The following is a 26,348-nucleotide window of genomic DNA, read 5'->3' as shown; positions in this document are numbered from 1 at the left end:
TTCGCTGCCCCAGCGGTGCCCGGGCGCGCGCAGTGGGATTAGACACGGCACCCGGGCACAGCGGTCCTTACCGCTCCGTTCAGCGGCCTTCGAGAGCGTCACTTCCGCGGCACCCGGGCCTTGCTCAGCGGCGGGGCGGGTCCTGGTCGGCGGGACCGAAGCCGGGACGATCGTCGGGGATCTTCTCGGTGCGGTCGTCGGGAGCCGGGGCCGCGGACGCCTGATTCGCCGGCGGGACCACCTGGGTGGGCTCGCTGAACGGCGCGGGCGGGGCCGGAGGAGCCGACGCCGGGAAGCCGGAAGCGGGCGGGGCCGAAGTCGGGAAGCCCGAGGCGGGCGGGGCGGACGTCGGGAAGCCGGGCGCGCCCGGGGCCGGGATCGGGACGGCGGGCTGGTTCCAGGCGGGCGGCTGGGTCTGGCCGTAGACCGGCTGGCCGTAAGGAGCGGCACCCGGCGGGGGCGGCGGGTAGCCACCGGGCTGCGGCTGACCCGGCTGCGGCTGGCCCGGGTGGCCCGACTGCGGCTGGCCGGGGTGGCCCGGCTGGGGGTGGCCCGGCTGGGGCTGGCCCGGCTGGGGCTGGCCGGGGTAGCCCGGCTGCGGCGGGTAGCCGGGCTGGCCCGGGGGCGGGCCGTAGCCGGGCTGGCCGGGGAACGTGCCGGGCTGGTTGTACTGCGGACGGCCGTACACCCCGGGCTGGCTCTGGGGTTTCGGCACCTGGAACAGGCCCTGCCAGATGCGGAAGACCGCGTAGGCCGCGACGCCGAAGACGCCGAGCCAGGCGGCGCGGACCAGCAGCTCCTCGAACGCGGCGCGGGCGCCGTTGTTGCTCGCGAGGTTGATCAGGCCGATCAGGAAGCCGAAGAGCACCCCGAAGACGGCCATCACCGCGTACTCCACCAGGGCGGCCAGGACGACCAGCCGGGCCTTGGGGTGCTGCGGCTTCACGAGCAGCGCCAGCAGCACGGCCGCGAGCGGGAAGAGGATCGTCGTCAGGTTGATGAAGTCGCCGAAGCTGCCCTGCGAGCGCAGGCCGAACCCGAGGCCGCTGTCCGGGATGAGCCGGACGATCGCCACGAAGAGCAGCAGCGCGGGCGCGCCCACGAGCGCGTACACCGCGATGTCGCGCAACGGGCGCAGGAACTGAAGAGCCGAGGCGTCGCCCGGTTGCGGCGGCTGCGGTGGGCTGGTCACGGGAACTCCCTGAACGTGGGGATGGTCGGGTCCGCTCAGCGTAGTCCGGGGCCGCACGGTGCACCGATACGCCGTGCGCGAGGATGGGGGCATGCGGATCGTGGTCCTTTCCGGCGGCATCGGCGGTGCCAAATTCCTCGTCGGCGTGCGCGCGCACGCGAAGGCGATCGGCGCGGAGGTCACCGCGGTCGTGAACGTCGGTGACGACGTACGGATGCACGGTCTTCAGATCTGCCCCGACCTCGACAGCGTGATGTACACGCTCGGTGGCGCCCACGACCGCGAGCGCGGGTGGGGGCGCGTCGGTGAGACGTGGGTGGTGAAGGAGGAGCTCGCCGCCTACGGCGCCGAGCCGTCGTGGTTCGGCCTGGGCGACAAGGACACGGCGACTCATCTCGTACGCACCCAGATGCTCACCGCGGGATATCCGCTGTCGCAGGTCACGGCCGCCCTGTGCGACCGCTGGCAGCCCGGCGTGACGATCCTGCCGGCCACCGACGACCGGCTCGAGACCCACGTGGTGGCCGACGTCGAGGGCGAGCGCAAGGCGATCCACTTCCAGGAGTGGTGGGTGCGCTACCGCGGCGACGTGCCGACCCACCGGTTCGTCTTCGTCGGCGCCGAGGCGGCCAAGCCCGCCCCCGGCGTGCTCGACGCGCTGGCCACGGCCGACGTGGTGCTGATCGCCCCGAGCAACCCGGTCGTGAGCATCGCGCCGATCCTGGCCGTCGGCGGCCTGCGCGAGGCGCTGGCCGGCGGGAAGGCGCCAGTGGTCGGCCTCTCCCCGATCATCGGCGACTCGCCCCTGCGCGGCATGGCCGACAAGTGCCTGGCCACCATCGACGTCGAGGTCAGCGCGGCGGCGGTCGGCCGTCTCTACGGCGCCCGCGCGAACGGCGGCGTGCTCGACGGCTGGCTGGTCGACTCCAGCGACGCCGGCGCCGAGGTGCCCGGCGTGACCACCCGCGCCGTCCCGCTGTGGATGAGCTCCGAGGAGACCACGGCCCAGATGGTCGCGGACGCCCTTGCCCTCGCGGGCGTCGCGTGACCTGCTCCCCGAGCGGCGTCACGCCCGCGGGATCGCCGCGCTCACGGAGCGGCCTCGCCCTCGCGGAACGGCCCCGCCGTCGCGGAACGGCCCCGCCCGCGCGGAACGGCCCCGCGTGACCCTGCTCTCCACGGCGACTCGGCGACCCGCCGGTCGGGAAGGATGTCCTTGTGACTGATGGGCTCGAGATCCGGCCGGTGCGCGGCATCGGCGACGTGGTGGCCGGCGACGACCTGGCCGACCTGATCACCGCCGCCGCGCCGTGGCTGGCCGACGGCGACGTCCTGGTGGTGACCAGCAAGATCGTTTCCAAGGCCGAGGGCCGCCTGGTCGAGGTGCCGGCCGACGGCCCCGAGCGCGACGCCGCCCGCGCCGCCGCCCTGGAGTCGGAGACGGCCCGGGTGGTGGCCCGCCGCGGCCCGACCACGATCGTGCAGACCCACCACGGCTTCGTGATGGCCGCGGCCGGCATCGACGCCTCCAACGTGGACAAGACCCACCTGGTCCTGCTCCCGGCCGACCCGGACGCCTCGGCCCGCCGCCTGCGGGCCGACCTGCGCGCCCGGGGCCTGGACGTCGGCGTGATCATCTCCGACACGATGGGCCGGGCCTGGCGCAACGGCCTGACCGACGTGGCCCTGGGCGCGGCCGGCATCGAGCCGGTCCGTGACCACCGGGGCGAGACCGACCCGTACGGCAACGAACTAGAAATCACCCAGATGGCCGTGATCGACGAGCTGGCGGGCGCCGGTGAGCTGGTGAAGGGCAAGGTCGACGCGGTGCCGGTGGCCGTGGTCCGCGGCTACCCCCGATCCGGCATCCGCGACTCGGACGGCGCCGCGGTCCTGCTCCGCGACGCCGCCAGCGACATGTTCAGCCTGGGCACCACCGAGGCCGTGGCCACCGGCCTGCGCACGGCCGCGCAGCTCCCCGACGGCCCCCGCGCGGCCCTGCCCGGCCTCCCGGTCGACCCGGCCGCCGTCGACCGCGCCCTGACCGCGATCGCCGACGCCGTCTCACACTCCACAGTCATCGCCCCGGCCGAGGCCATCACCGGCAGCGGCGCCACCGCCGCCCTCCACCTGAGCACGCGAGACGCCAGCCCGGCCGGCTTCATGCGACTGGGCTCCGACGCCCACCGCCTGCGGGTGGCCCTGGTCGCGGAGGGCATCGTCACCCTGTCACTCCCTCACGAGGACGGCATCCGCCTCGATCTCTCGGGCGCGTAGCACTAGGCTGGGGACGGTCCCGGTTCCATGAGGGACACCGGGCGATGAGGTTCGTATCGGGGTGAGGTTATGCACGATCAGTGCCTGGCTTCAGCATGCCCGACATCGATCTGACTCATCGTTTGGAGACTTCCAGCAGTGCATCTTCTGGTGCTGGGCGGCACCCGGTTCGCCGGGCGCGCCGTCGTCGAGGCGGCCCTGGCCGCCGGTCATGACGTGACTCTCTTCCACCGCGGTCTCACCAACCCCGGGCTCTTCCCTCAGGCCGAAAGCGTCTTCGGAGACCGTACGGCGGATCTCGCCGCGCTGGCCGGCAGGTCTTTCGACGCCGTGCTGGACGTGGCCGGCTATCACCCGGACGTGGTCGCCAAGTCGGTCGGCGCCCTGGCCGGCCGAACCGCCCGTTATGTGTTCATCTCGTCGGCGTCCGTCTACGCCGACCAGAGCGTGCCGCCGGTCGAGGGCGCGCCGACCCTGTCCGACGACTCGTACGGCGGCCGGAAGGCGGCGTGCGAGCGTGTGGTGCTGGACGGCTTCGGCGACCGGGCGCTGATCGCGCGGCCGGGGCTGATCGCCGGGCCGTACGACCCGACCGAAAGGTTTCCGCATTGGCCGCGCCGGCTGGCGCGGGGTGGCCGGGTGCTGGCGCCTGGGGATCCCGCCGATCCGGCGCAGTTCATCGACGTGCGGGATCTGGCCCGGTGGCTGGTGACGACCGAGGCGTCCGGTGTCATGAACGCGGTCGGCGAGACCATGCCGATGGCCGCGTTGCTGGATGTTTGTCGTGCCGTCGCGGGCGTGCCCGCCGAGCTGGTGTGGGTCCCCACGTCCGAACTCCTCGGCGCGGGGCTCGACCCGTGGATGGGCGTGCCACTGTGGATCGCCGACCCGGAGTGGTCGGCGGCCAACCTGGTGGACGGGTCCCGCGCCCGCGCGGCGGGGCTCACCCCTAGGCCGGTGACCGAGACGGTCGCCGACACGCTCGCCTGGGACCGGGCGCGCGGCGGGCCGGTGGCCGGCACCGACCCGTTCCCGCCGGAACGTGAGGCGGAACTGCTCGCGCGCCTCTGGTGAGAACGCCGTCCGGGGCCGCCGGTTGGTGGCCCCGGGCGTGCCGGCTCAGTCCTTGGCGTCCCACTCGGCGAGGAACTCGTCGAGGAAGTCCGACAGGACCTGGTGGCGGTGCTCGGCGATGCGGGCGCCGGCCTTGGTGTTGATGCGGTCCTTCAGGAGCAGCAGCTTCTCGTAGAAGTGGTTGACCGTCGTGCCCTTCGCCGCCCGGTACGCCGCCACGTCGGCGTGCATGGTGGGCGGCACGTCGGGATCGTGCATGAGGCGCTTGTCCCAGCCGCCGTACGCGAAGGCGCGGCCCACACCGATCGCGCCGATCGCGTCGAGGCGGTCGGCGTCCTGGACGCACTGGCCCTCGAGGCTGAGCGGGACGTCGGCGACACCGGCGCCCTTGTAGGACAGGTGCCGGATGATGTGGGCCACCGCCTCGGCGGTCTCGGCATCGACGTTCTTGCCGATCAGCCAGGCCTGGGCGAGCTGCGGGCCCGCTTCCTCGCTGCCGGAGAACTTGTAGTCGGCGATGTCGTGCAGCAGGGCGGTCAGCTCGACCACGAAGAGGTCGGCGCCCTCCTCACGGGCGATCCGCAGCGCCGTCCGGCGGACGCGGTCGGCGTGGAACCAGTCGTGCCCGGTGGCGTCGGCGCCGAGTCGCTCGCGGACCAGCTCTTCGGCCGCGCTGATCACACCGGCCCGGAAGTCGTCGTCAGACATCCGGGCACTCTATCGCCCCGGCAAACCGCCACAGCCCACCCTCCACCCCCGCCAGTCGGATTTATCCGAAATTTCCCGGAAGCGGGAGGGGAGGGCGGGCGCGGCGCACGCGAGGGAGCCCGGTGGGCGCGCGTAAGCCGGATTGACGCGCGAAGGCGAGCCGGTCGACCGCGGGTGAGCCGGGTTGGCGCGGCGAGTGGGCCGTGCTCGGCGAGCTAGACGTAGTCGTGTTCGCCTAGTTCTTTCAGCTCGTCGACCAGGTGCTTGACCTCCTGGGCGCGCTCGCGGGGGCACACCAGGACCGCGTCGGGGGTGTCCACGATGATGAGGTCGCGGACGCCCATGGCAGCCACCAGGCGGCCGGGGGTGGGGACCACGACCAGGCCCTCGGTGTCGCGCAGCAGGACGCCCGACTTGGCCTCCGGCTCGAGGGCGTGGCCGACCACCACGTTGCCGGACGGGTCGGCCGCCAGCACCTCGCCCAAGGTGTGGAAGTCGCCGACGTCGTTCCAGCCGAAGTCGCCGGGCACCGTTCCGACCCGGCCGACCGTGGCCGCGCCCTCCATCACCGCGTAGTCGACCGAGATGCGGGGCAGGGTCGGCCACACCTCGCCGAGCACCTCCTCGCGCTCGGGCGAGTCCCACGCCGCGGCGATGCGCGAGACGCCGGCCGCCAGCTGGGGCTGCTGGCGGGACAGCTCGGACAGGAACGCGTCGACGCGCCAGACGAACATGCCGGCGTTCCAGAGATAGTTGCCCGACTTCACGTAACTCTCGGCAACGTCGTACGACGGCTTCTCCTTGAACTCCTCGACGCCGAGGACGGGGCCGTCGCCGATCTCGCCGCCGCACTGCAGGTAGCCGTAGCCGGTCTCCGGGCGTGTCGGCGTGATGCCGAGCGTCATCAGCAGGCCCTGCTGGGCGCCGACCATCGCCTTGCGGATGACCTCGGTGAACCGCTCCTTGTCGGAGATCAGGTGGTCCGACGCGAAGGAGCCCATGATCGCCTGCGGGTCGCGGCGGGCGATCACCGCCGCGGCCAGCGCGATCGCCGCGCAGGAGTCGCGTGGGGACGGTTCGACCAGCACGTTCGTGTCGGGGATGGCGTCGAGCTGGCGGGACACCGCCGCCGCGTGCGCCACGCCGGTGACCACGAAGATGCGGTCGAGGGGCGCGAGCAGGTCGAGGCGCTGGACCGTCGCCTGGAGCAGCGAGGCGTCAGTGCCGGTCAGCGGGTGCAGGAATTTCGGGTGACCCGCCCTGGACAGAGGCCAGAGGCGAGTGCCCGTGCCACCGGCCAGCACGACACCGTAGAGTCCACCGGATTGATCGCTCATGTGCACAGAGTGTAAAGGTCAGAGCGCCGCGACTCGTTTCCAGGTTGTGACATGTACCTCGGCGCTCGACTGCCACGTGAACTCTTTGGCGCGGTCGAAGCCGGCCTTGGCGAGGGTCAGGCGGCGGGGCTCGTCGTGCAGCAGATCGGCCAGGTCCGATGCGATCCGGTCCGGGTCCTCCGTGGTGTAGGCCACCGCGTCGCCGCCGACCTCGGGCAGGGAGAGCCGCGGGGTGGTGAGCACCGGCGTGGCGCAGGCCATGGCCTCGAGGATCGGCAGGCCGAAGCCCTCGCCGAACGACGGGTAGCAGGCGACCAGCGCGCCGCCCAGGAAGCCGGGCAGGTCGGCGTAGCGCAGGTAGCCGGGGCGCAGCAGCCGCAGGTGGGACGGGACCTCGGCCACCGCGCGGTCGATCTCGTCGTCGTGGCCCTGGCCGCCGGCGAGCACCAGCGCGGGCGGGTGCGGCCAGTCGGCGACCGCGCGGGCCCAGCCGCGGATCAGGTTGGGCACGTTCTTGCGGGGCTCCTTGGCCCCCAGGAACGCCACGTAACCGGAGTCGGTGAGGCCGAGGCGGGCACGCACGCGCGCCTTCTCCTGATCGGTCGGCGCGTGGAACGCGGCCTGGTCAACACCGTGGTAGGCGACGTCGATGCGGGTCGGGTCGGCGTCGAGCAGGCGGATCAGCTCGTCGCGGGTCGCCTTGCTGGGCACGATGACCCGGGCCGCGCGGCGCAGCGACGTCTTGATCGCGCTGCGGAAGAAGGTCCGCTTGGTGTTGTCGTAGTGCTCCGGCTCGGTGAAGAACGTGGCGTCGTGCACGGTCACCGTGACGGGGCAGCCCGCGCGCAGCGGGCATGTGTAGAACGGTGAGTGCAGCACCTGGGCGCCGACCTGCTGGGCGAGCAGCGGCAGACCCGTCTGCTCCCAGGCGAGCCGGGCCGGCCGGTGGGCGACCGCGGCCGGGCCCGCGATCACCTCGGCCTTGTCGTCGAGCATGCGGCTGTAACGCTCCGCATCCGAACGCTGGGCCACGACGGCCAGATCGACCCGGTCGGGGTCCATCCGTCCGAGGGCGCCGAGCAGGCCGTCGACATATCTGCCGACGCCTCCCCGGTCAGCGGGGACGCTGGTGGCGTCGACGAGCACTCGCGGGGGGCGACCGGCGGTCACGAGGCAACTCCCAAAGAGGTTGTAATTCAGACCACTGGCAAGACTACGCCCGCAATGCATCGCGCATGTGACGGCGACACCGCCTTGTTCCCGGCGTTTCGGCGAACTCATCGCGCGTCCAGGATCGATTACGGACGGTCACGACACTATCGTGGTCGAAGTGCAACCGACGATCCCGCAGGTTCTCGCCGCAGCCGTCCGGAATGACCCGGCTTCGCCGCTGCTGACCTTCTATGACGACGCCAGTGGCGACCGCACCGAATTGTCCGGGGCGACTCTGGACAATTGGGTCTCGAAGACCGCGAACCTGTTGGTCGACGGCCTCGGCCTGGGTAACGGCGACACCGCGGCCGTCCATCTGCCGCCGCATTGGCAGACCGCGGCGATCCTGCTCGGAGTGTGGTCGGCCGGCCTGGCCGCCGAGACCGGGGACACGGAGTCGGCCGATGTCTTGGTGACCACGCCAGGACAGACCAGTGCGACAAAAGCACCAGACAGGTACGCCACGGGCCTGCTCCCGTTCGCGATGCCGCTGCGCGAGCTGCCCGCGGGCTTCGCCGACTACGTCCTCGAGGTACGCCAGCACGGCGACTACTTCCCCGGGCAGCCGGTCGCGCCGGACGACAAGGCGCTCAACGGCCGTACACACCGAGAGGTCCTGGCGAAAGCGGCCGAGACCACGATCCCGGCCGGCGCCCGCGTGCTGATCGACGCGGCCGAGCATCCCGACCCGGTCGACTGGCTGCTGGCCCCGCTGGTCGCGGGCGCCTCGATCGTCCTCTGTGCCAACCTGGACGCCGCGAAGATCGAAACGCGCGCCCGCTCGGAGAAGGTCAGCCTCGTTCTCTGAACAGCTTCTCGAACTCGAGCAGCGACGACGGGTTGGCCAGCGCGCCCGCGGCGGCGGCCGACTCGACCGGCGTGCCGGTGAGGATGCGCTTCACCGGCACCTCGAGCTTCTTCGACGAAAGGGTGCGCGGCACCGCCCGTACGGCAAAAATCTCGTCGGGAACGTGCCGGGGCGAAAGCGCCGCACGCAGCTCTCCACCGATCCGCTTGCGCAGATCGTCGTCGAGGGTGAAACCCTCGGCCAGCACGACGAACAGCAGGAGCTCGCCGTTGGGGTTGCCCTCCTGCTCGAGGTGCACGACGACCGAGTCGGCGATCTCGGGCAGGCTTTCGACGACCGAGTAGAACTCGGCGGTGCCCAGCCGCACGCCACCGCGGTTGAGCGTCGCGTCCGAGCGCCCGGTGATCACGCAGCTGCCGTCGGCGCCGATCGTGATCCAGTCGCCGTGCCGCCAGACCCCCGGGAAGTAGTCGAAGTACGCCTCGCGGTAGCGCTTGCCGTCCGGATCGTTCCAGAAACCGACCGGCATGCTCGGCATCGGCGCGGTGATCACCAGCTCGCCGAGCTCACCGATCACCGGGTGGCCGGAGGGGTCGTACGCCTCAACCTTGGAACCCAGAGCGCGGCAAGCGATCTTTCCTTCGACCACCGGGAGCAGCGGAACCGCGCCGACGAAGCCGGTGCAGACGTCGGTGCCGCCGGACAGCGACTGCAGTTGCAGCTCGGAGCCGACCGCCTCGTACACCCAGTCGAAGCCCTCGGGCGGCAGCGGCGCGCCCGTCGAGCCGATGCCCTTGAGCCGCTTGCGCGGGGTCAGACCGGCCTTGCGGCAGGCCATGATGTACGGGGCCGAGGTGCCGAAGTAGGTGATGCCGGCCTCGTCGACCAGATCCCACAGCGCCGACATGTCCGGATAGGCCGGGTTGCCGTCGAACAACACGATGGCCGCGCCCACCGCCGGGGCGCTGACCAGGAAGTTCCACATCATCCAGCCGGTCGTGGTGAACCAGAAGAAGCGGTCGCCGGGGCCGAGATCGTGATGCAGGGCGAGCATCTTCAGGTGTTCCAGCAGGATGCCGCCATGCCCGTGGACGATCGGTTTGGGCAGGCCGGTGGTGCCCGAGCTGTAGAGCACGTACAGCGGGTGATCGAAGGGCACGTGGGCGTACGCCATCGGCTCGTCTTTGTAGAGGTCGGCGAAGTCGCCGCCGCCATGCAGGTAACCGATCGTCACCACGTGCTCGATCGACGGGAGCGCCTCGACGATCGCGGCGACCTCCTCGCGGCGGTCGATGGCCTTGTCGCCGTACCGGTAACCGTCGACCGCGACGAGCACCTTGGGCTCGATCTGCTGCCAGCGGTCGATGACGCTGCGTACACCGAACTCGGGCGCACACGACGAGAAGATCGCGCCGAGGCTGGCGGTCGCGAGCATCAGAACGTACGTCTCGGGGATGTTGGGGGCGTACGCCGCGACTCGGTCACCCTCGCCGACACCGCGCTCTTTCAGCCCGGCTCGGACTTTCCGGACCTCCTCGCGCAACTCGCGCACGGTCAGTTGCTTGCGGTCACGGCTTTGGCTGTACGCGATGACGACCGGCTCATCCTCGCCGAGCCCCGGCGCGCGCAGGACGTGCTCGGCGTAGTTGAGAGTGGCGCCGGGGAACCATTTCGCGCCGGGCATGCTCTTTTCGCTGATCACCGCGGTCGGCTTCTGTGCCGCTTGCACGTCGAAATAGTCCCAAATCGACTGCCAGAAGCCGGGCAGATCGTCGACGGACCACTGCCACAGCGCCGCGTAGTCGTCCCCGCCCCGGCCCAGCCAGGACATGTAGCGCCCGATACGCGAAGTCTCCCGGACGCCGGCCGGCGGCTCCCACAACACTGTGCCCGTCATGCGCTCACCTTAACGTTCATTCACCTGCTCCTGACGAGCCCGCTGGATCGCCGTCCGGCGCGACAGGCGGTGCTCGCGCCTGATCAGAGCCTCGCGAAAACGGCGCTCGTCGTCCATGTGCTCGGGCAACACAGGCGGCACGTTCCGGGGGTGGCCGGCCACATCCACGGCCACGAAAACCAGGTAGGCGGTCGCCACGGTCAGCGGCTCGGGGCTCACCACGTCCCAGCGCTCGGCGACCAGCTTGACGCCGACCTCCATCGAACTGGTGCCGGTCCAGTTCACCTGCGCGTACGCGTGCACGAGATCGCCCACCCGCACCGGCTCCAGGAACAGGATCTCGTCGATCGCGGCGGTCACGGCGGTGCCGCCGCTGTGCCGGGCGGCGGCCGCACCGGCCACATCATCGACGAACTTCATCAGCACACCACCGTGCACGGTCCCGTACAGATTGACGTCCACCGCGGTCATGATCCGGCTAAGCGTGACCCGCGAATACGACGTCGGCCGGCCGGCAAGCTGATCACTCATGCGCCGTAGGTTACGGCTTGCCCGGCGGCGGTACGTTTCCATCGCAGCTAGAGAAACGTGGAGACACCCCTTGCGCCACTTCAGGTCGATCTTGTACGCCGTCGTGCTGGCCCCGGCGGTGTGGATCCTCGCCGCCGTCGGCTTCACCCAGGACCTGACGACGCGAGGGCGCGACGACTTCGCGGTCGAGTCCCTGGGCGGCCTGTCCCTGCTCCTGCTGGCCGGCGCGGCGTACGCCATCCTGCTCCTGGCCCCGATCTCCCCCGCCGGCCCGCTGCTGGGAGGGTTGGCCTTCCTGGGGGTGTCGATCTGGGCGCTGGCCTCGCCGGCCGACTACGCGGCGCTCTGGCCGGCTTCGGTGACGAAAGACGGCTTCGACCTGAGCCGCCCCGGCTACGGCTTGGCGGCGATGCTCGCAATTCCTTTGGTGTGTACGGCGTTGAGCGCGCGGCGCTGGGAGCGATACGAGCCCCCGGTCCTCCCGCTGATCGGCCAGATCGGCCGTTTCCGGGCCACCGCACCCGCCCCGACCGTCCCGGCCGCCGTCCTGGAGACAACGGTCCTTCACAGAGCATCCGACCCGAATCCGACCACGGTCATGCGCCTGGCCCCTCAGCCACCCACCACCGACAGCACCACAGCCGTGGTCGTCCCCGGCACGAATCCCACCGTTCCCGGCAGTGACCCGACGGTCGCTTTCACCAGCCCTCCTTCCGCCGGCTCCACCCCTGGCTTCTCCGCTGCCTCTTCCACCGGCTCTCCCGCTGGCTATTCCACCGGCTCTTCCACCGGTTCTCCCGTTGGCTCATCCACCGGCTCTTTCACCGACGACCCGACCGTGGCCGTCCGCGACAACACCGAGCCGACGCGGCCCGGCGCGCGGGCGGGAATGACCGAGCCGATCACGGCCGACGCTGACGAGCCCACCGCGAACGACGCCCCGACCGCGGCCACCCAGGACTACCAGCCCACCGGGGCCACCGCGGATGACGATCCCACCACGGTGACCGCCAAGGACAAGCTCATTGTGGCCGCCGCCGGCGGCGAACCCACCACGGTGACCGGCGCCGACAAACCCACCGTTACCACCCCCGCCCAGGGTCACCCGGCTGTCACCGCAACCGACGAACCCAGCGTGACGACCACGGATGACGAGCCGACGACGGTATTCGCGAGCGACGAACCGACAGTGGCGGCCCCGAGTCCCGCGGAGGGCGAACCCACCGCGGACAGCGACGAGCCCACCGTGGCCGGCAGTCAGGTCACCGCGCCGGCGAGCAAGACCGGCCGCCCCTCGGAAGCCCCGGCAGCCAAGCCGCTCCACGTGGAGCCGGTAACCACGGCATACGACTCCAGCGAAGGCGACCTGGAGTCCACGCCCTCCCGGCTGATCGCACCCACCTCACACTCGACCGGCGTCGTCGTCTCGTCGGACGAGGCCGCCACCGTCGCTTCCCTCGGTCAGACCCCCACGCCGACTCCCCCAAGCGACCCCACCGCCGAAACGCCCACTCCCCCAAGCGAACCCTCCGAGCCGAGCGAAGTCACCACCGAAGCGCTGGCCTCCTCGAGCGAACCCACCGAGCCGGTCGAGGTCACCGCCTCCGCGAGCGAACCCACCGAGCCGGTCGAAATCACCGCCTCCGCGAGCGAACCCACCGAGCCGATCGAGGTCACCGCCGCCGCGGCCGAAGCGTCCACCGATGACGAGACGACCGGGGACGCCGAAGCCACCTCGACCATCGGCGCCGTATCGCCCGATTCCGACACGACCCGTTCTCTGAAGGCCCCGGATTCTGAGCCGACCCAGGCCATCAAGCTTCCCGGCCTCGAGTCCGGCATGGCCATTCCCGCCTACGAGCCCTCCACCACCGTCCCTGGTGGAGTCCAGCCGGCCCGACCCGGCGACGACGAAACCACCCGCTCGCTCACCGGGGATCAGACACAGGTGATTCGCCTGTCGCAGCCGGATCCGGAGAAGACCCAGGTCGTTCGGCCCGGTTCGGTGGAGCCGCCGGGCGATCGGACCGAGATCATTCGCCTGCAGCCCTCGCCGGCCGAAGCCGCGGTGAAGAAGCCGGCCGCCTCCATCGCGGACGCCGAGCAACCCGACATCTCGGACGATCCGACCAGCCGGATCGTGCCGCCTGGGCCTCGTGTGGAGGAGCCGGAGAAGCGCGAGATGACCGTGATGAGCATGGAACGTCCGCCGGATGAGATTCCCGCCCAGCGCAAGCCCGCCGGCGACTAGTTCGCCCGGCGGGTGCGGGCCGACAGCACCGCGGCGCCCAGGCACAGGGCGGCGCACATCAACCACACCGCCACGTAGGCCGATTCCTTCGGTGTGTCTGTTCCGCTCAGGACCGCCTCGGCCAGGATCGCCGCGACCATGCCGCCGGCCACCGCGCCGCCCAACGTCTTCACGTTGTTGTAGAGGGCCGTCGTGATTCCGGTGCGGCTCGGGTCGGCTGATTCGGCGATCACCGTCGGCATGGCGCTCAGTGCTGTGCCCAGCGCCAGCCCCAGCAGCACCTTGATGGCCACCAACTGCCAGATGGCGTCGTGGAACACCGCCGTCACCGTGAAGCCGACGGCGATCGCCACGAAGGCGCCGGCCAGGGTGCGCTGATAGCCGAGGCGGGTGGCGAGCCGCACCGTCAGGGTGGAGCCGATGATGGCCGCGACCGCCGCCGGCAGGGAGACCAGCGAGATGTTCAGCGCCGACAGGCCGAAGCCGTAGCCGGCCACCTCCCGGTCGGCGGCCAGGAACGTCGTGTCCGGTGACTGACTTCCGAAGTAGACGATGCCGAAGGCGAAGGAGCAGGCGAAGTACGGGGCCACCGTCGGCGCCTTCAACGCGCGCAGATCCACCAGCGGGTCGGTGGTGCGCAGCTCGACCACCGCCCACACCACCAGGACCACTACGCCCGCTCCCAGCAGGGCCAGGCCCAGGCCGGTGTCGGAGTCCAGGGCCGAGATCCCCAGCAGGACGCCGATCATGCCCACGCTGAGCAGGGCCGCGCCCGGCAGGTCGAGCCTGCCCCGGGCCAGGGTGCGGGTCTCCGGCACGGCCAGGAACGACACCGGCACGCAGATCAGGGCGAGCATCGCGGGCACCAGCAGGGTGCCGCGGACGCTGCCGATCGCCTGGTGCAGGCCGGCCGAGAGGACACCACCGAGAAGTACGCCCAGGGTCAGCGAACCCACGAGCCGGGCGATCGCCGAGCGGGCCTGTTCGACCGGCAGCCGGTCGCGGACCAGGGCGATCTCCAACGGCAGCAGCGCGGCCAGCGGGCCCAGCAGCACCCGGCCGAGCAGCAGCAGGGGCAGGGACGGGGCCACGGCGACCAGCACCGAGCCGGCCGCGACGCAGATCAGAGCGATGCGCAGCAGGCGGCGGTGGCCGTAGAGGTCGCCGAGCCGGCCGAAGACCGGCACCGAGACCGCCGCCGCCAGCAACTGCACCGAGATGACCCAGTTCAGGTCGGCGGTGGAGATGCCCAGGGCGTCGCCGAGGTCGGGCAGCAGCGGGACGACACCGCCCTGGATGAAGCCGCTGGTGATCTCGAACAGGACGAGCAGGCCGACGACTGCCCGGACCGAGGTGGCGGTGCGCTTGTCCGAGACGGCTGTCATGCCGGGCTCTCCTGGAGGCGCCGGGCCGCGAGCTGGGCCAGCAGGACCGCGGAGACCGGCACCGCCCGGTCGTCGAAGACCGCCTGGGCGGAATGGTTCATCGGGGCCGTCCGCGGGTCGGTGCCGGGTGGTACCGCGCCGACGCCGAGATAGGCGCCGGGCACCTGGTCGAGCACGAAGGCGAAGTCCTCCGATCCGGCCATCGGCTTGGGGGCGTTGAACGCCTGCTGAGGCCCGGCCAGCCCGACCGCGGTGCGCAGGGCGAACGCCGCCTCGGCGGTGTCGTTCACGGTGACCGGGTAGTTCTCCCGGTATTCGATGTCGGCGTGCAGGTCGTGGGCCGAGGCGATGCCGCGTACGACGCGCTCGAAGCCCTCCCGGACCTTCTTGTGCGTGGCGGCCGAGAACGTCCGTACGGTCGCCTCGAAGGTCCCCGCATGGGGAATGACGTTGCCGGCGCCGCCGGCGTGGATCGCGCCCACGGTGACCACCGCCGGGTCGAAGGCGTCGACGCCGCGGGTGACCATGGTCTGCAGGGCGGTGACCATCTCGCACAGGGCGGGGATCGGGTCGTTCGCGAGGTGCGGCGACGAACCGTGCCCGCCGGCGCCGGTCACCGTCACGGTGACCGAGTCGCTGGCGGCCAGGATGCTGCCGGGACGGGTGACGATCATGCCGAGCGGGAGGGCGGTCGCGGCCACGTGCAGGGCGTAGGCGGCGGTCACCCGCTCGCCGGCCGCCTCCAGGACACCCTCGTCGATCATCAGCTTGGCCCCGCCCTGGCCCTCCTCACCGGGCTGGAACATGAGGACGACGTCGCCGGCCAGTTCCGCACGCCGCGCGGCCAGCAGCCGGGCCGCGCCGACCAGGGACGCCGTGTGCAGGTCGTGGCCGCAGGCGTGCATCCGGCCAGGGATCCGCGAGGTGTGCTCGACGCCGCTCTCCTCGTGCACGGGCAGCGCGTCCATGTCGGCGCGCAGCAGCACGGCCGGCCCGGGGCGCCCGCCGCGCAGCACCGCGGTGACCGAGGTGAGCGCCTTGCCGGTCTCGATCTCCAGCGGCAGCCCGTGCAGGGCGGCCAGCACCTTGGCCTGGGTGAGCGGCAGGTCGAGGCCGATCTCCGGCTCCCGGTGCAGCGCGTGGCGGAGGTCGATCAGGCTGTCGGCCAGGCGATGGCCGTCATCGAGCGAGAACATGCGGGGTATGGTCCCGAGAGTGATCGTCCTGGCCGCCGGATTGCAGAGATCCGGCGATGAGCGCCCCTGATACGCCGGAAACGCGCTTGACGGAGCTTGATTACCAGCTCGTGACCGCGTTGCAGGTGGGGCCGCGGGCCGACTGGCAGCGGATCGGGGCGGCGCTCGGCGTCGACGGCTCGACCGCGGCCCGGCGCTGGAACCGGCTGCACCGCAGCGGGCACGCGTGGATCAGCTGTTTCCCGGCCCAACTGGCGGTGTCCACCGTCGTGCTCGCGTTCATCGAGATCGACTGTGTGGCGGGACGGCTGCACGAGGTGGCGGCCGAGGTCGCCGGCGATCCGCACGTGATGACCCTCGAGCATGTGACCGGGCCCCGCGACCTGCTGGTCACGGCCGTCTTCGCCGATCACGTGCAGCTCGGCCGCTATCTCGGATTTCGGCTGGGCGCGATGCCGGGGATCGCGTCGACGCGGACGCAGATCGCCGTCACGGTGCACGCCGAGGGCAGTCGCTGGCGGCTGGACCGGCTGAGCGATGGCGGAGATCAACTGCAACCGCGTCCCGCGGCCACAAACCCTTCGGCTGTACGGCCGGTGAGCGCCGGCGATCTGCGACTGATCCGTGTTCTCGCCGAGGATCCCCGCCGCCCCGCGGCGCGGATCGCCGAACTGGTCGGCATGAACGCGACGACCGTGCGGCGCCGGCTGGACCGCCTCGACGCGGCCAGGCTGATCGTCTACCGGTGCGAGATCGCCCGGTACGCGTCGGGCTGGCCGATCTCGGTGTCGCTGTGGGGCAGCGTGCCACCGGCCGAGACGGCCCGGGTGGTGGCCCAGCTGAGCGGCATGCGGGAGACGCGGCTGTGCGCGACCCTGTCGGGCACGGCCAACCTGCTGCTCGTGGTGTGGTTGCGCTCGGTGCAGGAGATCGCCGCCTTCGAGGCGCGGCTGGTCGCGCGGGTGCCCGAGCTGACCGTCACCGACCGGGCGGTCGCGCTGTGGGTGATGAAGCTGGGCGGCCACCTGCTGGATCCGCAGGGCCGCAACCTGCGCCCGGTCCCGCTCGACTACTGGACCGACCCGGACGTCGACGAGACCGAGGACGCGCTGCTCAACCGGCTTCGCGGCTGAGCATCACCCAAAAGAGTTTCGTACAGATGATCGAAGATTGTAGTATCATCCACGCATGACGTCCCCGGATGACGTGCACCTCAGTAAGCGACAACGCCAGATCTACGCGATGATCCGCGACTGGATCGACCGCCACGGCTACCCGCCGACCATCCGTGAGATCGGCGCCGCGGTCGGGCTCGACTCGCCGTCGTCGGTCGCCCATCAGCTCGGCGTCCTCGAGGAGCGCGGCCTGATCCGCCGGGGCGCGCGCGGCTCCCGGGCGATCGACATCCGCACGCCCGGCGACGGCAACGTCTCGGTCCCGGTCCTCGGCGCGATCGCCGCCGGTGCGCCGATCCTGGCCGACGAGCATGTCGAGGAGCAGCTCACGCTGCCGGTCAGCCTGGTCGGCAAGGGCACGCTGTTCGCCTTGCGGGTCAAGGGAGACTCGATGGTCGACGCCGCGATCTGCGACGGCGACACGGTGGTGGTCCGCCAGCAGCAGGTCGCGGAGGACGGCGAGATCGTCGCGGCCATGCTCGACGGCGAGGCCACGGTGAAGGTGTTGCGCCGCAGCAACGGTCATGTCGAGCTGGTGCCGCGCAACGCGGCCTACGACGTGATCCCAGGCGACGGCGCCACCATCCTCGGCAAGGTAGTCAGCGTTCTCCGGCGCATCTAGCGCAAAATGCTCGGGCCGCGCCCCGAAAGGCACGGCCCGAGCACCGGGGTGGATTTGACTGCGGCGTGAGCCGCACTTTCCCAGCGCCGCCCAAGCGCTTGGGCGCCGCATTGCGCCAACGCCGCCCGGGCGCCGGGGTGGGTCCACGCCCTTCCCAACGCCGGGATGGGGCAGTGGACGCCGCGCTGCGCCGACGTCGCCCAAACGCCGAGGTGGGTCCACGCCCTCCCCAACGCCGGGGTGGGGCAGTCGGCGCCCCGCCGCGCCAACGCCCTCCAAGCGCCGGGCGGCGGGACCACGCCTTTCCCAGCGCCGGGATGGGGCATGGGGCGCCGCACTGCGCCGACGCCGTCCGGGCGCTGGGGAAGGCCGCGCTTTGCCATCGCTCGAGCGGCGGGGCCGGTGCCGCGCCCTCCCCTCGCTGTTCGAGCGCTGGGTGGGCGCGGGTGTCAGAGCACGCCGGCGGCCCTGACGGTTCGGGGCGTCATGGCCGGCGGCGTGTCTGAACCGCCGTTTCAGCGACGCGAGTCGCGACGGTCGTTGTCGTGGCGGTCGTTGTCGTGACGGTTGCGGTCGTGGCGGTTGCCGTCGTGACGGTCACGGTCGCGGAAGTCGCGGTCGCGGAAGTGGTGGCCGCCGCCGCGCCAGTCCCGCTCGACCTCGAGAGCCCAGTAACCGCGGCGGAAGCCGAAGCGCACCCGCTCGCAGTCGTGGTCCTCCCAGCGGTCGAACCACTCGCCGACCCGGCCGGCCCGCTCGCAGTCGCGCAGCGTCCGGTAGAAGCCGACGACCTGGTCGCGGTCGTGCCGCTGCACCTTCGCCGTGGACTCGCTCTTGGCCGCCGCCGACGAGCCGCTGTCGGCCGCGAGGGCCGGGGCGCCGATCGCGGCGCTGGCCATCACACCCATGCCGATCATGGTCAGCATCCGAACTGCCTTGTTCATATCCAACCTCCAGCTGTGTTTTCCGCTTACGCCACAGATCGTGGCATATCGGACATAAGAGTCTTGCGGAGGCTGATACGTACTTTCGGCTGATCTTGCTTGACCGTTTGTCAGGTTTTAACTGGGTTCTGGGTAGTTCGCCAAGCGCAGGCGCCATCGGAAGATCGCGAGCGTGCCGCCGGCGCAGATCAACCACATGAGAGCGGCGTGCCCGAGACCGCGCCACACCATGTCGAAGCTGCCGCCGTCCACCGCGTACGTCCCGATCTCGCGTGTGGACCAGAACGGCATGAACTTGGCCACCGTGCCCGCCGGGTCGGCCAGCATCTGCACCGCACACACGCTGAGCAGGGCCAGCGCACCCTCCAGCTCGCGCGGCAAGAGCGCGCCGATCAGGCTGCCGAGCGGCGCCGCGACCAGCGCCGTGACCGCCATCATCAGCCCGGCCACCCACCAGTGGAGCAGGTCCTGGTCGACGCCGAGCAGCACCCAGTATCCGAACGCCACGGCCAGGCCGACGCCGGACATCGCGGCCAGCCGGCCGCCGATGATGCTCGCCGTGGACGCGCCGGTCAGCCGCAGGCGCGGATCGACGCTGCGGGAGGCGTTCACCACGAACAACGTCAAAGTGGACACCGACCAGCCGATGCCCAGGGCCAGCATGCGCGTCGACTGGCCGGCCAGGTCACGCCGTACGAGATAGAACCAGAGCGGAAGCGCGACCACCAGGGCCAGCGCCGCCCATCGGCGGGAGACCTCGCGGGCCGACAGGCTCGCCACCACGAAGGCTGTCATCGCTGTCCCTCCTCGAATGAAGCGCCCAGATCGAGCACGTGGTCGACGTTCTGCAGGTCGTGCAGCAGGTGGGTGACGACCACGACGGCCCGGCCGGCGTCGCGCCAAGCGAAGACCTGCTGCCAGAAGTCGAGGTACGTGCCCTGGTCGAAGCCCTGGTAGGGCTCGTCGAGCAGCAGCAGGTCGGGCGCGTGCAGCTCGCCGAGCACGAGGTTGAGCTTCTGCCGGGTGCCACCGGAGAGTTGCTGCACGGGCTGTTTGCGGCTCGGCCGCCAGGCCAGCCGGGTGGCCAGATGCACGCCGGTGGAACGGGCGCGCCCGGGGACCATGCCGGCCGCCGCGCCGAAGAGCGTGAAGTGTTCCTCCGCGGTGAGCCAGCCGGCCGTGCCGCCGTCCTGCGGCACGAAGCCGACGCGCCGGGTGCGGCGGACCTCGCCCGCGCTGGGCCGGGTCAGGCCGGCGCAGATCTTGAGCAATGTGGACTTCCCGCAGCCGTTGGCGCCGACGATCGCGGCCACCTCGCCGCCGCGGACCCGCAGGTCGACGCCGGCGAAGACGGTCCGGCGGCGGTAGCGCTTGCTGACGCCGGTCAGGCTCAGCAGGACAGGACCGGGCGCCAGCCTCTGCGCCGTGGCCGGCGTGTTGAGCTCGGCCACGAGATGTCGGGCGTAGAGGTGGGCCGGGCCGAAGACGTCGGCCGGCGGCGCCGCGTGCTCGGCCGCCTGCTGGGCCGTCTCGTCGGTCAGCTGCCGGGCTCGCACCGGTTGCAGGCCGAGGCGCAGGAGCTCGCTCTCGAAGAGCCGGGGCCAGTCGCTCATCGGGGAGCCCTGGCTTCGATCAGGGCATCCACACCGTCGCGGAACTGCCGCCACTCGGCCGCCTGGCCGTCGAGGAGGTCCCGGCCGGCGTCGGTGATCGCGTAGTACTTGCGGCGCGGGCCGGACTCGGACGGCTGCCAGCCGGGCACGGCGAGGCCCTGCTGCTCCAGGCGCAGCAGGGCCGGATAGAGCGTGCCGCCGGGCACGTCGGCCACGCCGGCCGCGGCGAGCCGCTGGGCCAGGCCGTACCCGTAGTCGGGCCGCTCGCGCAGCATCGCGAGCAGGCACAGGTCGAGGAAGCCGTGCAACCACGGCCGGGGCGTCATGTAGTCAGACTAGCTGCATAGCAGGAAGACTGACTAGTGGGTCTCAGGCGCCCTCGGCCACCTGGTAGATCTCGTCGGCCACCAGGCCGTGCGCCTTGCGGTGCACGGCCGCGGCGGCGTCGGCGGACGGCGCGGCCACGAGGCAGAAGATCTTGCCGTGGGCCTCGTCGACCCAGTAGCGCAGGTAGCTGACGTCGAACTCGCCCTGAGTGGCGAGGTCGGCCTGGTGGGCCTTGACGACGTCGTCGAGGTTGACGCCGCCGGGGACGGTGTGGACATCCATGTACGTATTCATGGCTTCCACCCTCGCCGCCGGCGCGTTCCGGGAGATCGGGAGCGGCTACCCAGATTTCCTCACCGGCTACCCAATTAGCCCGAGACTCCGCGCCTTGTCGGCGGCCGCCGCTCTGGTCGGCGCGCCGAGCTTGCCGAGCACGGCCGACACGTGGTGATCGACGGTCTTGACCGAGAGCACCAGGTGGGCGGCGATCTCGGCGTTGGTGCGCCCGGCGCCGATCAGGTCGAGCACCTCGTGCTCGCGACGGGTCAGCCCGGCCGGATGGGCGCGGGTGGCGGCGCGCGGGCCGACCGGCACCGAGCGCACACCGCGGCTCCTCAGCAGTTGCCGGGCCCGGCGGGCGGCCGGCACGGCGCCCAGCTCGTCGAACCGGCGGACGGCCTCGCGCAGGTGTTCCTCCTGAGGCGAGGCCATCAGCGACAGGGCCGCCTCGTATCCGCTGCCGATCGCGTCCCACCGTTCGGCCGAGCCCGCGAAGTCGCCGTCGAGGAAGAGCTGGAACGGCTCGGCCACTGGCGATTTCCAGGACCTTTCCGATTGTGTACGCACGAGCCAGACCGCAACCGCACCCCGCAGCCACCGGTTCCCCGCGCCCGCAACGTCATCGGCCAGCTCGGCCTCCCGGCGCGCCTCGTCCCGGTCGCCGGCCAGCCAGCGCCACTCCGCCCTGGTCAGGCGGGCGTAGACAATCCACTGTGGCTCGGCCGAGCCGTCGGCGGTGGCCGCCGCCTCGTCCAGCAGCGGCGCGATGTCGTCGTCGCCGCGGCGGACCAGCACCGTGGTGAGGCCGAGCAGCGGGCTGATCCGGTTGATCGGCGACGCCTCGACCTCGGTGATCAACCGGCGGCCGAGCCGGGCCGCCTCGTCCCAGCGGTCGGTGCGGGCCAGGCTGACCGTGCGCTCGCCGCGCATACAGGTGCCGAAGGTGGAGACGTCGTGCTCGTCGCAGAAGGCAATGCCGGTCTCGTAGTGCGGCTCGGCCTCCTCGTAGCGGCGCTCGCAGGTGAGGATGCCGTAGAAGTTGGTGTAGGCGCGGCCGGCCTGCTCGTCCAGGTCGTGCTCCCGGGCGACCCGCAGGGCGGCGGTCATCTCGGCCCACCACTCCTGGTCGCTCATCGACAGGGCGCAGGCCTGCGTGTTCAGCGCGTCGCTGAGGATCGCGGGCAGGCCGAGCTCGGCCGCGGCCTCCTGGGCCCGGAGGGACAGGTCGATCGCCTCGGCGTGGCGGTCGGTCAGCATGCATTGGGCGGCCAGGTGGGCGTACGCCCGGGCCAGCTCCGGGGTTTTGTCATGTCTTTCGAGAATGGCCAGGGCCTGCTCGGCCGCCACCATCGCCTCGCGCCGGCGGCACAGCGCGACCAGGGCGATCGAGAGCCGCAGCAGCGCCACGCCCTCCTGGCGCTCGTTGCCCTCGGCCCGCCACAGATCCCGGGCTTTCGTCGCGGCCACAAGCTGATCCGCACCACGGTCCAGAAGGGACAGATGCGCCGACAGACGGTCGTACAGCTCGGCGCTCTCGGTGATCCGCAGCGCACGCTCGTACTGCGCGGCCGCCTCCCGGTGGGCGCCCAACTCGGCGGCGCGGTCGGCCGCCCGTACGGCGTGATGAAGTGTGGCTTCGGCGTCGCCGGCCACCTCGGCGTGGAAGGCCATCTGGGCGTCGTCGTCGCTGCCGAGCTCGTGCAGCGCGGCCAGGATCGCGGCGTGCGCGCGGGTGGCCCGATGAGCCGGGACGGCCTGCTCGACGGCGAGCCGGGCCAGCTCGTGCCGGAACCGCAGCCAGGGCGGGTCCTCGACCAGCAGGCCACTCTTGATCACTTCGTCGAGCGGCGCCGCCTCGACCAGGCGCGGATCGACCCGCGACCCGGCCAGCGCCGCCGTCTCCAGCAACGCGCGGCCCTCGGCGCTCAGCTCGGCCACCCGGGCCAGCACAGCGTCGCGGGCCGAGGCCGGCACGGCCGTGCTCCCGGCGCGGATCACCTCGGTCACGAAGAACGGGTTGCCGCCGGTCAACCGGTGCAGCTCGGCCGCCGGCAGGCCGCTGTCGCCGGCCAGCACGCCCACCGCCTTGGGCGACAGCGGCGCCAGGTTGATCCGGCGCGTGCCGCGCAGCGCGGCCAACCGGCCGAGCGCGATCCGCAGCGGCCCGTGCGGGTCGAGCTCGTCGTCGCGGTAGGTCGCGATCAGCATCGTGCCGCGCAGCCGCCGGGCCAGGAACCGCACCAGGTCGACGGTGGCCTCGTCGGCCCAGTGCAGGTCCTCGACGACCAGGACGTGCGGCCTTTGATTCGTTTGCTGGAGCAGCGCGTCGAAGAGCTCCTCGCGCGGCGCCCGCCGGCGGCACAGCTGGTCGATCTCGCCGCCGAGCTCGGCCGCCAGGTCGAACAGCGGGCCGAGCGGCCGGGGCGTGAAGAGCCCGTCGCACATCCCCCAGGCCCACCGGGTCTCGTCGCCGGTCCGCTCGCGCAGCGCCTCGACCAGGCTCGTCTTGCCGATGCCGGCCTCGCCCGCGACCAGCACGAGACCCACGTCGCCGTCGCGGGCGTACTCCACCAGGGAGGCGAGGGCATGCTCGCGCTCGAGAAGACGCATGGGGCACAGTCTGGCCTGCCCGGAGCCGGCGGGCAGTCGGGGAACTTACTGCGTGAGCATCGTCCAGTTCTCTTCGGTGGCGAAGCCGAATCGCTCGAAGAAGGCCGTCGTCTGCTCGTCGGCGTGCAGGTAGAAGTGCGTGGCCCCGCTGGACAGCAGCGCCTGGGTGACCGTCCGGGCGTACCCCTGCCGCTGGAACGCGGGCAGCGTGCCGATGTTCGCGAGGCCGGCGTGGTCGCCGGTCGTGATGGCGACGCCGGCCGCGACCGGCTCACCCTCGCCGGTCTCGGCGACGTAGGCGGTGACCTGCGGGCTGTCGAGCACCTCGGCGGTGTAGACGGCCGACACCAGCTCGGGCGGCGCGCCGAAGACGCCGGCCACGACGGTGGCGAAGGTCTTGTACTCGTCGCCCTTGATCCGCCGCACCCGGCCCGCCGCCGACAGCGGCGGCTGCGACAGCGTCATGAACGGCTGAACGGTGGCCGTCGTCCGGCCGTGCCGGGCGGCGACCTCGCGAAGGTGCTCGCCCGGCCGGCCGCGCAGGCGGATCGACCACGGCGCCGGGCCGGCCTCGCGGTCGGCCAGCTCGGCCAGGGTGGCGACCTCGTCCACGTCCGGCTCGGACTGCGGAACGACGATCGGGTTGAGGGCGGGGATCACCGAGCGGGTCAGGGCGAGCAGCGTGCCCGCCGGGCCGGTGGTGTGGAACGAGCCCGGCACGAGGGAGGTCAGCGCCTCGATGCCGTCCCGGAAGGCGTACGCGAAAACGTCGTTGGTCTGCACTTTCACTGCAACGCGCGATACGGCGGCGCGTTCGGGACCGAGGCGTGGATCACTCGGCCGTGACGGGCTGGACCTGGCCGGCCGCCTGGTTCGGCGCCGAGCAGGCGGTCTGCGGCTGGGCGACGAAGACCGCGGCGGTCTCGTTCGGCGGGTAGACCCGCAAGCCGCGCACCTGGACCGGCTTGCAGGAGGCGGCGTCGACGTTCTGGTAGTTCGCGATCTGGATCGCGGCCCGCACCTTGTCGCCCGGCTCCAGCGTGACCTTGCGCTTCTCCCCCGGCGTGCGGGTGAAGGCGCTGCCGACCTGCTTGCCCTGGTCACCGGCGACGAACGAGACGCCCGGATATCCGTACAGCGTGCAGGCCAACCCGGACTTGTTGGCGAAGACGATGTTCTCGGTGGTGTGCCCGGCCGAGCCGCCGCCCGCGTCGGCCACGACCGTGACCTCGAGGTTCTTGCTGAGGCAGGACTTCACGGAGGTGGTCATGGTCCGAGTGGCACTGGGTGTGGGTGCGACCGTGGCCCCCGCGGTGTCCGGTGTGGTCGTTGCGGTGGCCGGGGGCGTCGTAGCCGGAGCGGCGCCCGAGTCGCCGTTCGACGACGCGCAACCCCCGGCCGCGAGCACGAGGCCCGCCCCCACCGCGATGATCGTCCTGCGCATGATTCCTCCCCGTTGTCCCTGGTGTCCGTCGTCTTCTCCGCGGCCGATCCGGCCAAAACGGAAAGTGATGCTCGTGTCAGCGGTGAACCCCGGCCACGTGGTGGAGCAGGAACGCCTCGCCCAGGCAGATGCGGGCGAACTCGGAAAGGTCGAGGCTCTCGTCCGGGGAGTGCGTTCGGGAGTACGGGTCCTCGGCCCCGGTCACCATGATCACCGCGTCCGGGAGGACGGCGCGGAAGTCGGCGATGAACGGGATCGAGCCGCCCAGGCCCATGTCGACCGGCTCGGCGCCGTCCCAGGCGTCGCGCAGCGAGTGCCGGGCCGCGTCGTAGAACGGGCCGGTCGCGTCGAGGGCGGTCGGCTCGCCGGTGAGCTCGAGCGTGACCGTGAGCCGGGCGCCCCACGGCACGTGCTTCTCCAGGTGGGCGCGGACCGCCAGCCAGGCCGCGCCGGCGTCGTCGCCCGGCGCCACCCGGATGCCGATCTTCGCCTTGGCCGCCGGCACCAGGGCGTTGGGCGCGGCGTCGGTCGGCGGCGCGTCGAGGCCGAGCACCGAGATCGACGGCCTGGTCCAGTTGCGGGCGGCGACGCTGCCGGTTCCGATCAGGCGTACGCCGTCGAGCACGCCGGCCTGCCGGCGGAAGCGTTCCTCCGGATAGTCGAGCGTCGTCTGGTCGTAGCCGCCGAGGCCGTCCACGGCCGGGCTGCCGTCGGCGTCGTGCAGGGTCGCGATCAGCCGCGACAGCACGGTCAGGGCGTCCGGGGCCGGGCCACCGTAGATGCCGCTGTGCACCGCCGACTCCAGGGTCCGTACCTCCACGAAGCAGTTGACCTCGCCGCGCAGCGACGTGGTGAGCGCCGGCACGCCGATGTCCCAGTTGGTCGAGTCGGCGATCACGATGACGTCGGCCCGCAGGTCGTCGAGGTGGTCGCGGAGGATGCCGCGCAGTGACTGGGAGCCGTACTCCTCCTCGCCCTCGACGAACACCACCACGCCGACCGGCAGGTCGTCGCCGAAGGCGCGCAACGCCGCGACGTGCGCCATGATGCCCGATTTGTCGTCGGCGGTTCCCCGCCCGTACAACCGGCCGTCCCGCTCCTGAGGCTCGAAAGGGCTGCCGTCGGTCCACAGTGTTGGGTCGCCCGCGGGCTGCACGTCGTGGTGGGCGTAGAGCATGACGGTCGGCGCTCCCGGCGGCGCGGCCCGCCGCCCGATCACCGCGGGCCGGCCACCGTTGCGGACGACCTTCGTGTCGAGACCGCACCCGCGCAGAAGATCGGCCACCGCCTCGGCCGACCGGTCCACCTGACTGTGGTCGAAGCCGTCGAAGGCGATGCCGGGAATGCGCACCAGCCGTTCCAGATCGGCGCGGGCGCCGGGCATCTCCCGCGCCACGGCGGCACGGAGGTCCTGCTTCGTAAGACTCATGCCGCGGGTTCATTCCCGCAGGTAGCAGGCCCGTACA

The 26,348-nt window shown here is 71.8% G+C and carries 24 protein-coding genes; 7 read left to right on the top strand and 17 right to left on the bottom strand.

Features of this window, described 5'->3' with window-relative positions; all coding sequences use genetic code 11:
* Positions 1 to 124: 124 nt before the first annotated feature.
* Positions 125 to 1,192 (bottom strand): hypothetical protein, encoded by a 1,068-nt coding sequence (locus CRP55_RS09560; RefSeq protein ID WP_097319336.1) that lies wholly within the window; start codon positions 1,190 to 1,192, stop codon positions 125 to 127.
* A gap of 91 nt (positions 1,193 to 1,283) precedes the next feature.
* Here CRP55_RS09560 and cofD point away from each other — a divergent pair, with 91 nt between their 5' ends.
* The 3 genes from cofD to CRP55_RS09545 all read left to right on the top strand — a co-directional run bounded on the left by cofD (position 1,284) and on the right by CRP55_RS09545 (position 4,543).
* A complete protein-coding gene (gene cofD, locus CRP55_RS09555; protein WP_097319335.1) occupies positions 1,284 to 2,240 on the top strand; it encodes a 2-phospho-L-lactate transferase in 957 nt (318 codons plus the stop codon).
* A gap of 170 nt (positions 2,241 to 2,410) precedes the next feature.
* Positions 2,411 to 3,469, top strand: a complete 1,059-nt coding sequence (locus CRP55_RS09550; RefSeq protein ID WP_097319334.1) for a coenzyme F420-0:L-glutamate ligase — start codon at positions 2,411 to 2,413, stop codon at positions 3,467 to 3,469.
* 138 nt (positions 3,470 to 3,607) lie between these two features.
* Positions 3,608 to 4,543 (top strand): NAD-dependent epimerase/dehydratase family protein, encoded by a 936-nt coding sequence (locus CRP55_RS09545; RefSeq protein ID WP_218854271.1) that lies wholly within the window; start codon positions 3,608 to 3,610, stop codon positions 4,541 to 4,543.
* Positions 4,544 to 4,588: 45 nt separating this feature from the next.
* Here CRP55_RS09545 and CRP55_RS09540 read toward each other — a convergent pair whose 3' ends face one another.
* From CRP55_RS09540 to CRP55_RS09530, 3 genes are all read right to left on the bottom strand, one after another.
* Positions 4,589 to 5,251: an HD domain-containing protein gene (locus CRP55_RS09540; protein WP_097319333.1), complete on the bottom strand. Its 663-nt coding sequence runs from the start codon at positions 5,249 to 5,251 to the stop codon at positions 4,589 to 4,591.
* A 215-nt stretch (positions 5,252 to 5,466) separates the two neighbouring features.
* Positions 5,467 to 6,588, bottom strand: coding sequence for a mannose-1-phosphate guanylyltransferase (locus tag CRP55_RS09535; protein ID WP_097319332.1), 1,122 nt, complete (start codon positions 6,586 to 6,588; stop codon positions 5,467 to 5,469).
* Positions 6,589 to 6,606: 18 nt separating this feature from the next.
* On the bottom strand, positions 6,607 to 7,758 hold the full coding sequence (locus tag CRP55_RS09530; protein ID WP_097319331.1) for a glycosyltransferase family 4 protein: 1,152 nt from the start codon (positions 7,756 to 7,758) through the stop codon (positions 6,607 to 6,609).
* Positions 7,759 to 7,918: 160 nt separating this feature from the next.
* On the opposite strand from CRP55_RS09530, the gene CRP55_RS09525 reads away from it, so the two are divergent.
* A complete protein-coding gene (locus CRP55_RS09525) occupies positions 7,919 to 8,608 on the top strand; it encodes a TIGR03089 family protein (protein WP_097319873.1) in 690 nt (229 codons plus the stop codon).
* On the opposite strand, the gene CRP55_RS09520 is transcribed toward CRP55_RS09525, so the two are convergent.
* Together CRP55_RS09520 and CRP55_RS09515 are read right to left on the bottom strand one after the other, a co-directional pair.
* A complete protein-coding gene (locus CRP55_RS09520) occupies positions 8,592 to 10,505 on the bottom strand; it encodes an acetoacetate--CoA ligase (protein ID WP_097319330.1) in 1,914 nt (637 codons plus the stop codon). The genes CRP55_RS09525 and CRP55_RS09520 overlap by 17 nt on opposite strands.
* Positions 10,506 to 10,514: 9 nt before the next feature.
* Positions 10,515 to 11,036, bottom strand: a complete 522-nt coding sequence (locus tag CRP55_RS09515; protein WP_097319329.1) for an acyl-CoA thioesterase — start codon at positions 11,034 to 11,036, stop codon at positions 10,515 to 10,517.
* A 70-nt stretch (positions 11,037 to 11,106) separates the two neighbouring features.
* Between CRP55_RS09515 and CRP55_RS09510 the strand changes: the two genes are divergently transcribed.
* Entirely contained in the window at positions 11,107 to 13,287 is a 2,181-nt protein-coding gene (locus tag CRP55_RS09510) for a hypothetical protein (protein WP_097319328.1), read from the top strand.
* On the opposite strand, the gene CRP55_RS09505 is transcribed toward CRP55_RS09510, so the two are convergent.
* Positions 13,284 to 14,672, bottom strand: coding sequence for an MFS transporter (locus tag CRP55_RS09505; protein ID WP_097319327.1), 1,389 nt, complete (start codon positions 14,670 to 14,672; stop codon positions 13,284 to 13,286). The genes CRP55_RS09510 and CRP55_RS09505 overlap by 4 nt on opposite strands.
* On the bottom strand, positions 14,669 to 15,868 hold the full coding sequence (locus CRP55_RS09500; RefSeq protein ID WP_097319326.1) for a M20 metallopeptidase family protein: 1,200 nt from the start codon (positions 15,866 to 15,868) through the stop codon (positions 14,669 to 14,671). Before CRP55_RS09500 ends, CRP55_RS09505 begins: the two co-directional genes overlap by 4 nt.
* Positions 15,869 to 15,954: 86 nt before the next feature.
* Here CRP55_RS09500 and CRP55_RS09495 point away from each other — a divergent pair, with 86 nt between their 5' ends.
* Entirely contained in the window at positions 15,955 to 17,001 is a 1,047-nt protein-coding gene (locus CRP55_RS09495) for an Lrp/AsnC family transcriptional regulator (RefSeq protein ID WP_245922897.1), read from the top strand.
* 55 nt (positions 17,002 to 17,056) lie between these two features.
* The gene (gene lexA / locus CRP55_RS09490) at positions 17,057 to 17,665 is read left to right on the top strand and encodes a transcriptional repressor LexA (RefSeq protein WP_097319324.1); all 609 of its coding nucleotides are present in this window, start codon (positions 17,057 to 17,059) and stop codon (positions 17,663 to 17,665) included.
* Between the two features lie 515 nt (positions 17,666 to 18,180).
* Here the strand turns inward: lexA and CRP55_RS09485 are convergent.
* The 9 genes from CRP55_RS09485 to CRP55_RS09445 form a co-directional block, all read right to left on the bottom strand.
* Entirely contained in the window at positions 18,181 to 18,609 is a 429-nt protein-coding gene (locus CRP55_RS09485) for a hypothetical protein (RefSeq protein WP_143234505.1), read from the bottom strand.
* 117 nt (positions 18,610 to 18,726) lie between these two features.
* Positions 18,727 to 19,404, bottom strand: a complete 678-nt coding sequence (locus CRP55_RS09480) for a hypothetical protein (RefSeq protein ID WP_097319322.1) — start codon at positions 19,402 to 19,404, stop codon at positions 18,727 to 18,729.
* Positions 19,401 to 20,222 carry an ATP-binding cassette domain-containing protein gene (locus CRP55_RS09475; RefSeq protein ID WP_097319321.1) on the bottom strand — a complete coding sequence of 274 codons (822 nt, stop codon included), beginning with the start codon at positions 20,220 to 20,222 and terminating at the stop codon, positions 19,401 to 19,403. Before CRP55_RS09475 ends, CRP55_RS09480 begins: the two co-directional genes overlap by 4 nt.
* The gene (locus CRP55_RS09470) at positions 20,219 to 20,548 is read right to left on the bottom strand and encodes a PadR family transcriptional regulator (RefSeq protein WP_097319320.1); all 330 of its coding nucleotides are present in this window, start codon (positions 20,546 to 20,548) and stop codon (positions 20,219 to 20,221) included. Before CRP55_RS09470 ends, CRP55_RS09475 begins: the two co-directional genes overlap by 4 nt.
* A 43-nt stretch (positions 20,549 to 20,591) precedes the next feature.
* Positions 20,592 to 20,843 (bottom strand): DUF4242 domain-containing protein, encoded by a 252-nt coding sequence (locus CRP55_RS09465; protein WP_143234503.1) that lies wholly within the window; start codon positions 20,841 to 20,843, stop codon positions 20,592 to 20,594.
* A gap of 66 nt (positions 20,844 to 20,909) precedes the next feature.
* The gene (locus CRP55_RS55590) at positions 20,910 to 23,438 is read right to left on the bottom strand and encodes an ATP-binding protein (RefSeq protein ID WP_097319318.1); all 2,529 of its coding nucleotides are present in this window, start codon (positions 23,436 to 23,438) and stop codon (positions 20,910 to 20,912) included.
* Between the two features lie 45 nt (positions 23,439 to 23,483).
* Complete coding sequence (locus tag CRP55_RS09455) at positions 23,484 to 24,221, bottom strand: GNAT family N-acetyltransferase (RefSeq protein WP_097319317.1); 738 nt, start codon at positions 24,219 to 24,221, stop codon at positions 23,484 to 23,486.
* A 49-nt stretch (positions 24,222 to 24,270) separates the two neighbouring features.
* Positions 24,271 to 24,882 carry a DUF4232 domain-containing protein gene (locus CRP55_RS09450; RefSeq protein ID WP_097319316.1) on the bottom strand — a complete coding sequence of 204 codons (612 nt, stop codon included), beginning with the start codon at positions 24,880 to 24,882 and terminating at the stop codon, positions 24,271 to 24,273.
* A 76-nt stretch (positions 24,883 to 24,958) separates the two neighbouring features.
* Positions 24,959 to 26,311 (bottom strand): dipeptidase, encoded by a 1,353-nt coding sequence (locus CRP55_RS09445; protein ID WP_097319315.1) that lies wholly within the window; start codon positions 26,309 to 26,311, stop codon positions 24,959 to 24,961.
* Positions 26,312 to 26,348: the final 37 nt, after the last annotated feature.

Source organism: Paractinoplanes atraurantiacus, from assembly GCF_900215205.1.
In the GTDB taxonomy this organism is placed as follows: Bacteria; Actinomycetota; Actinomycetes; order Mycobacteriales; family Micromonosporaceae; genus Actinoplanes; species Actinoplanes atraurantiacus.
This window is presented reverse-complemented; position numbering and strand designations above follow the sequence as displayed.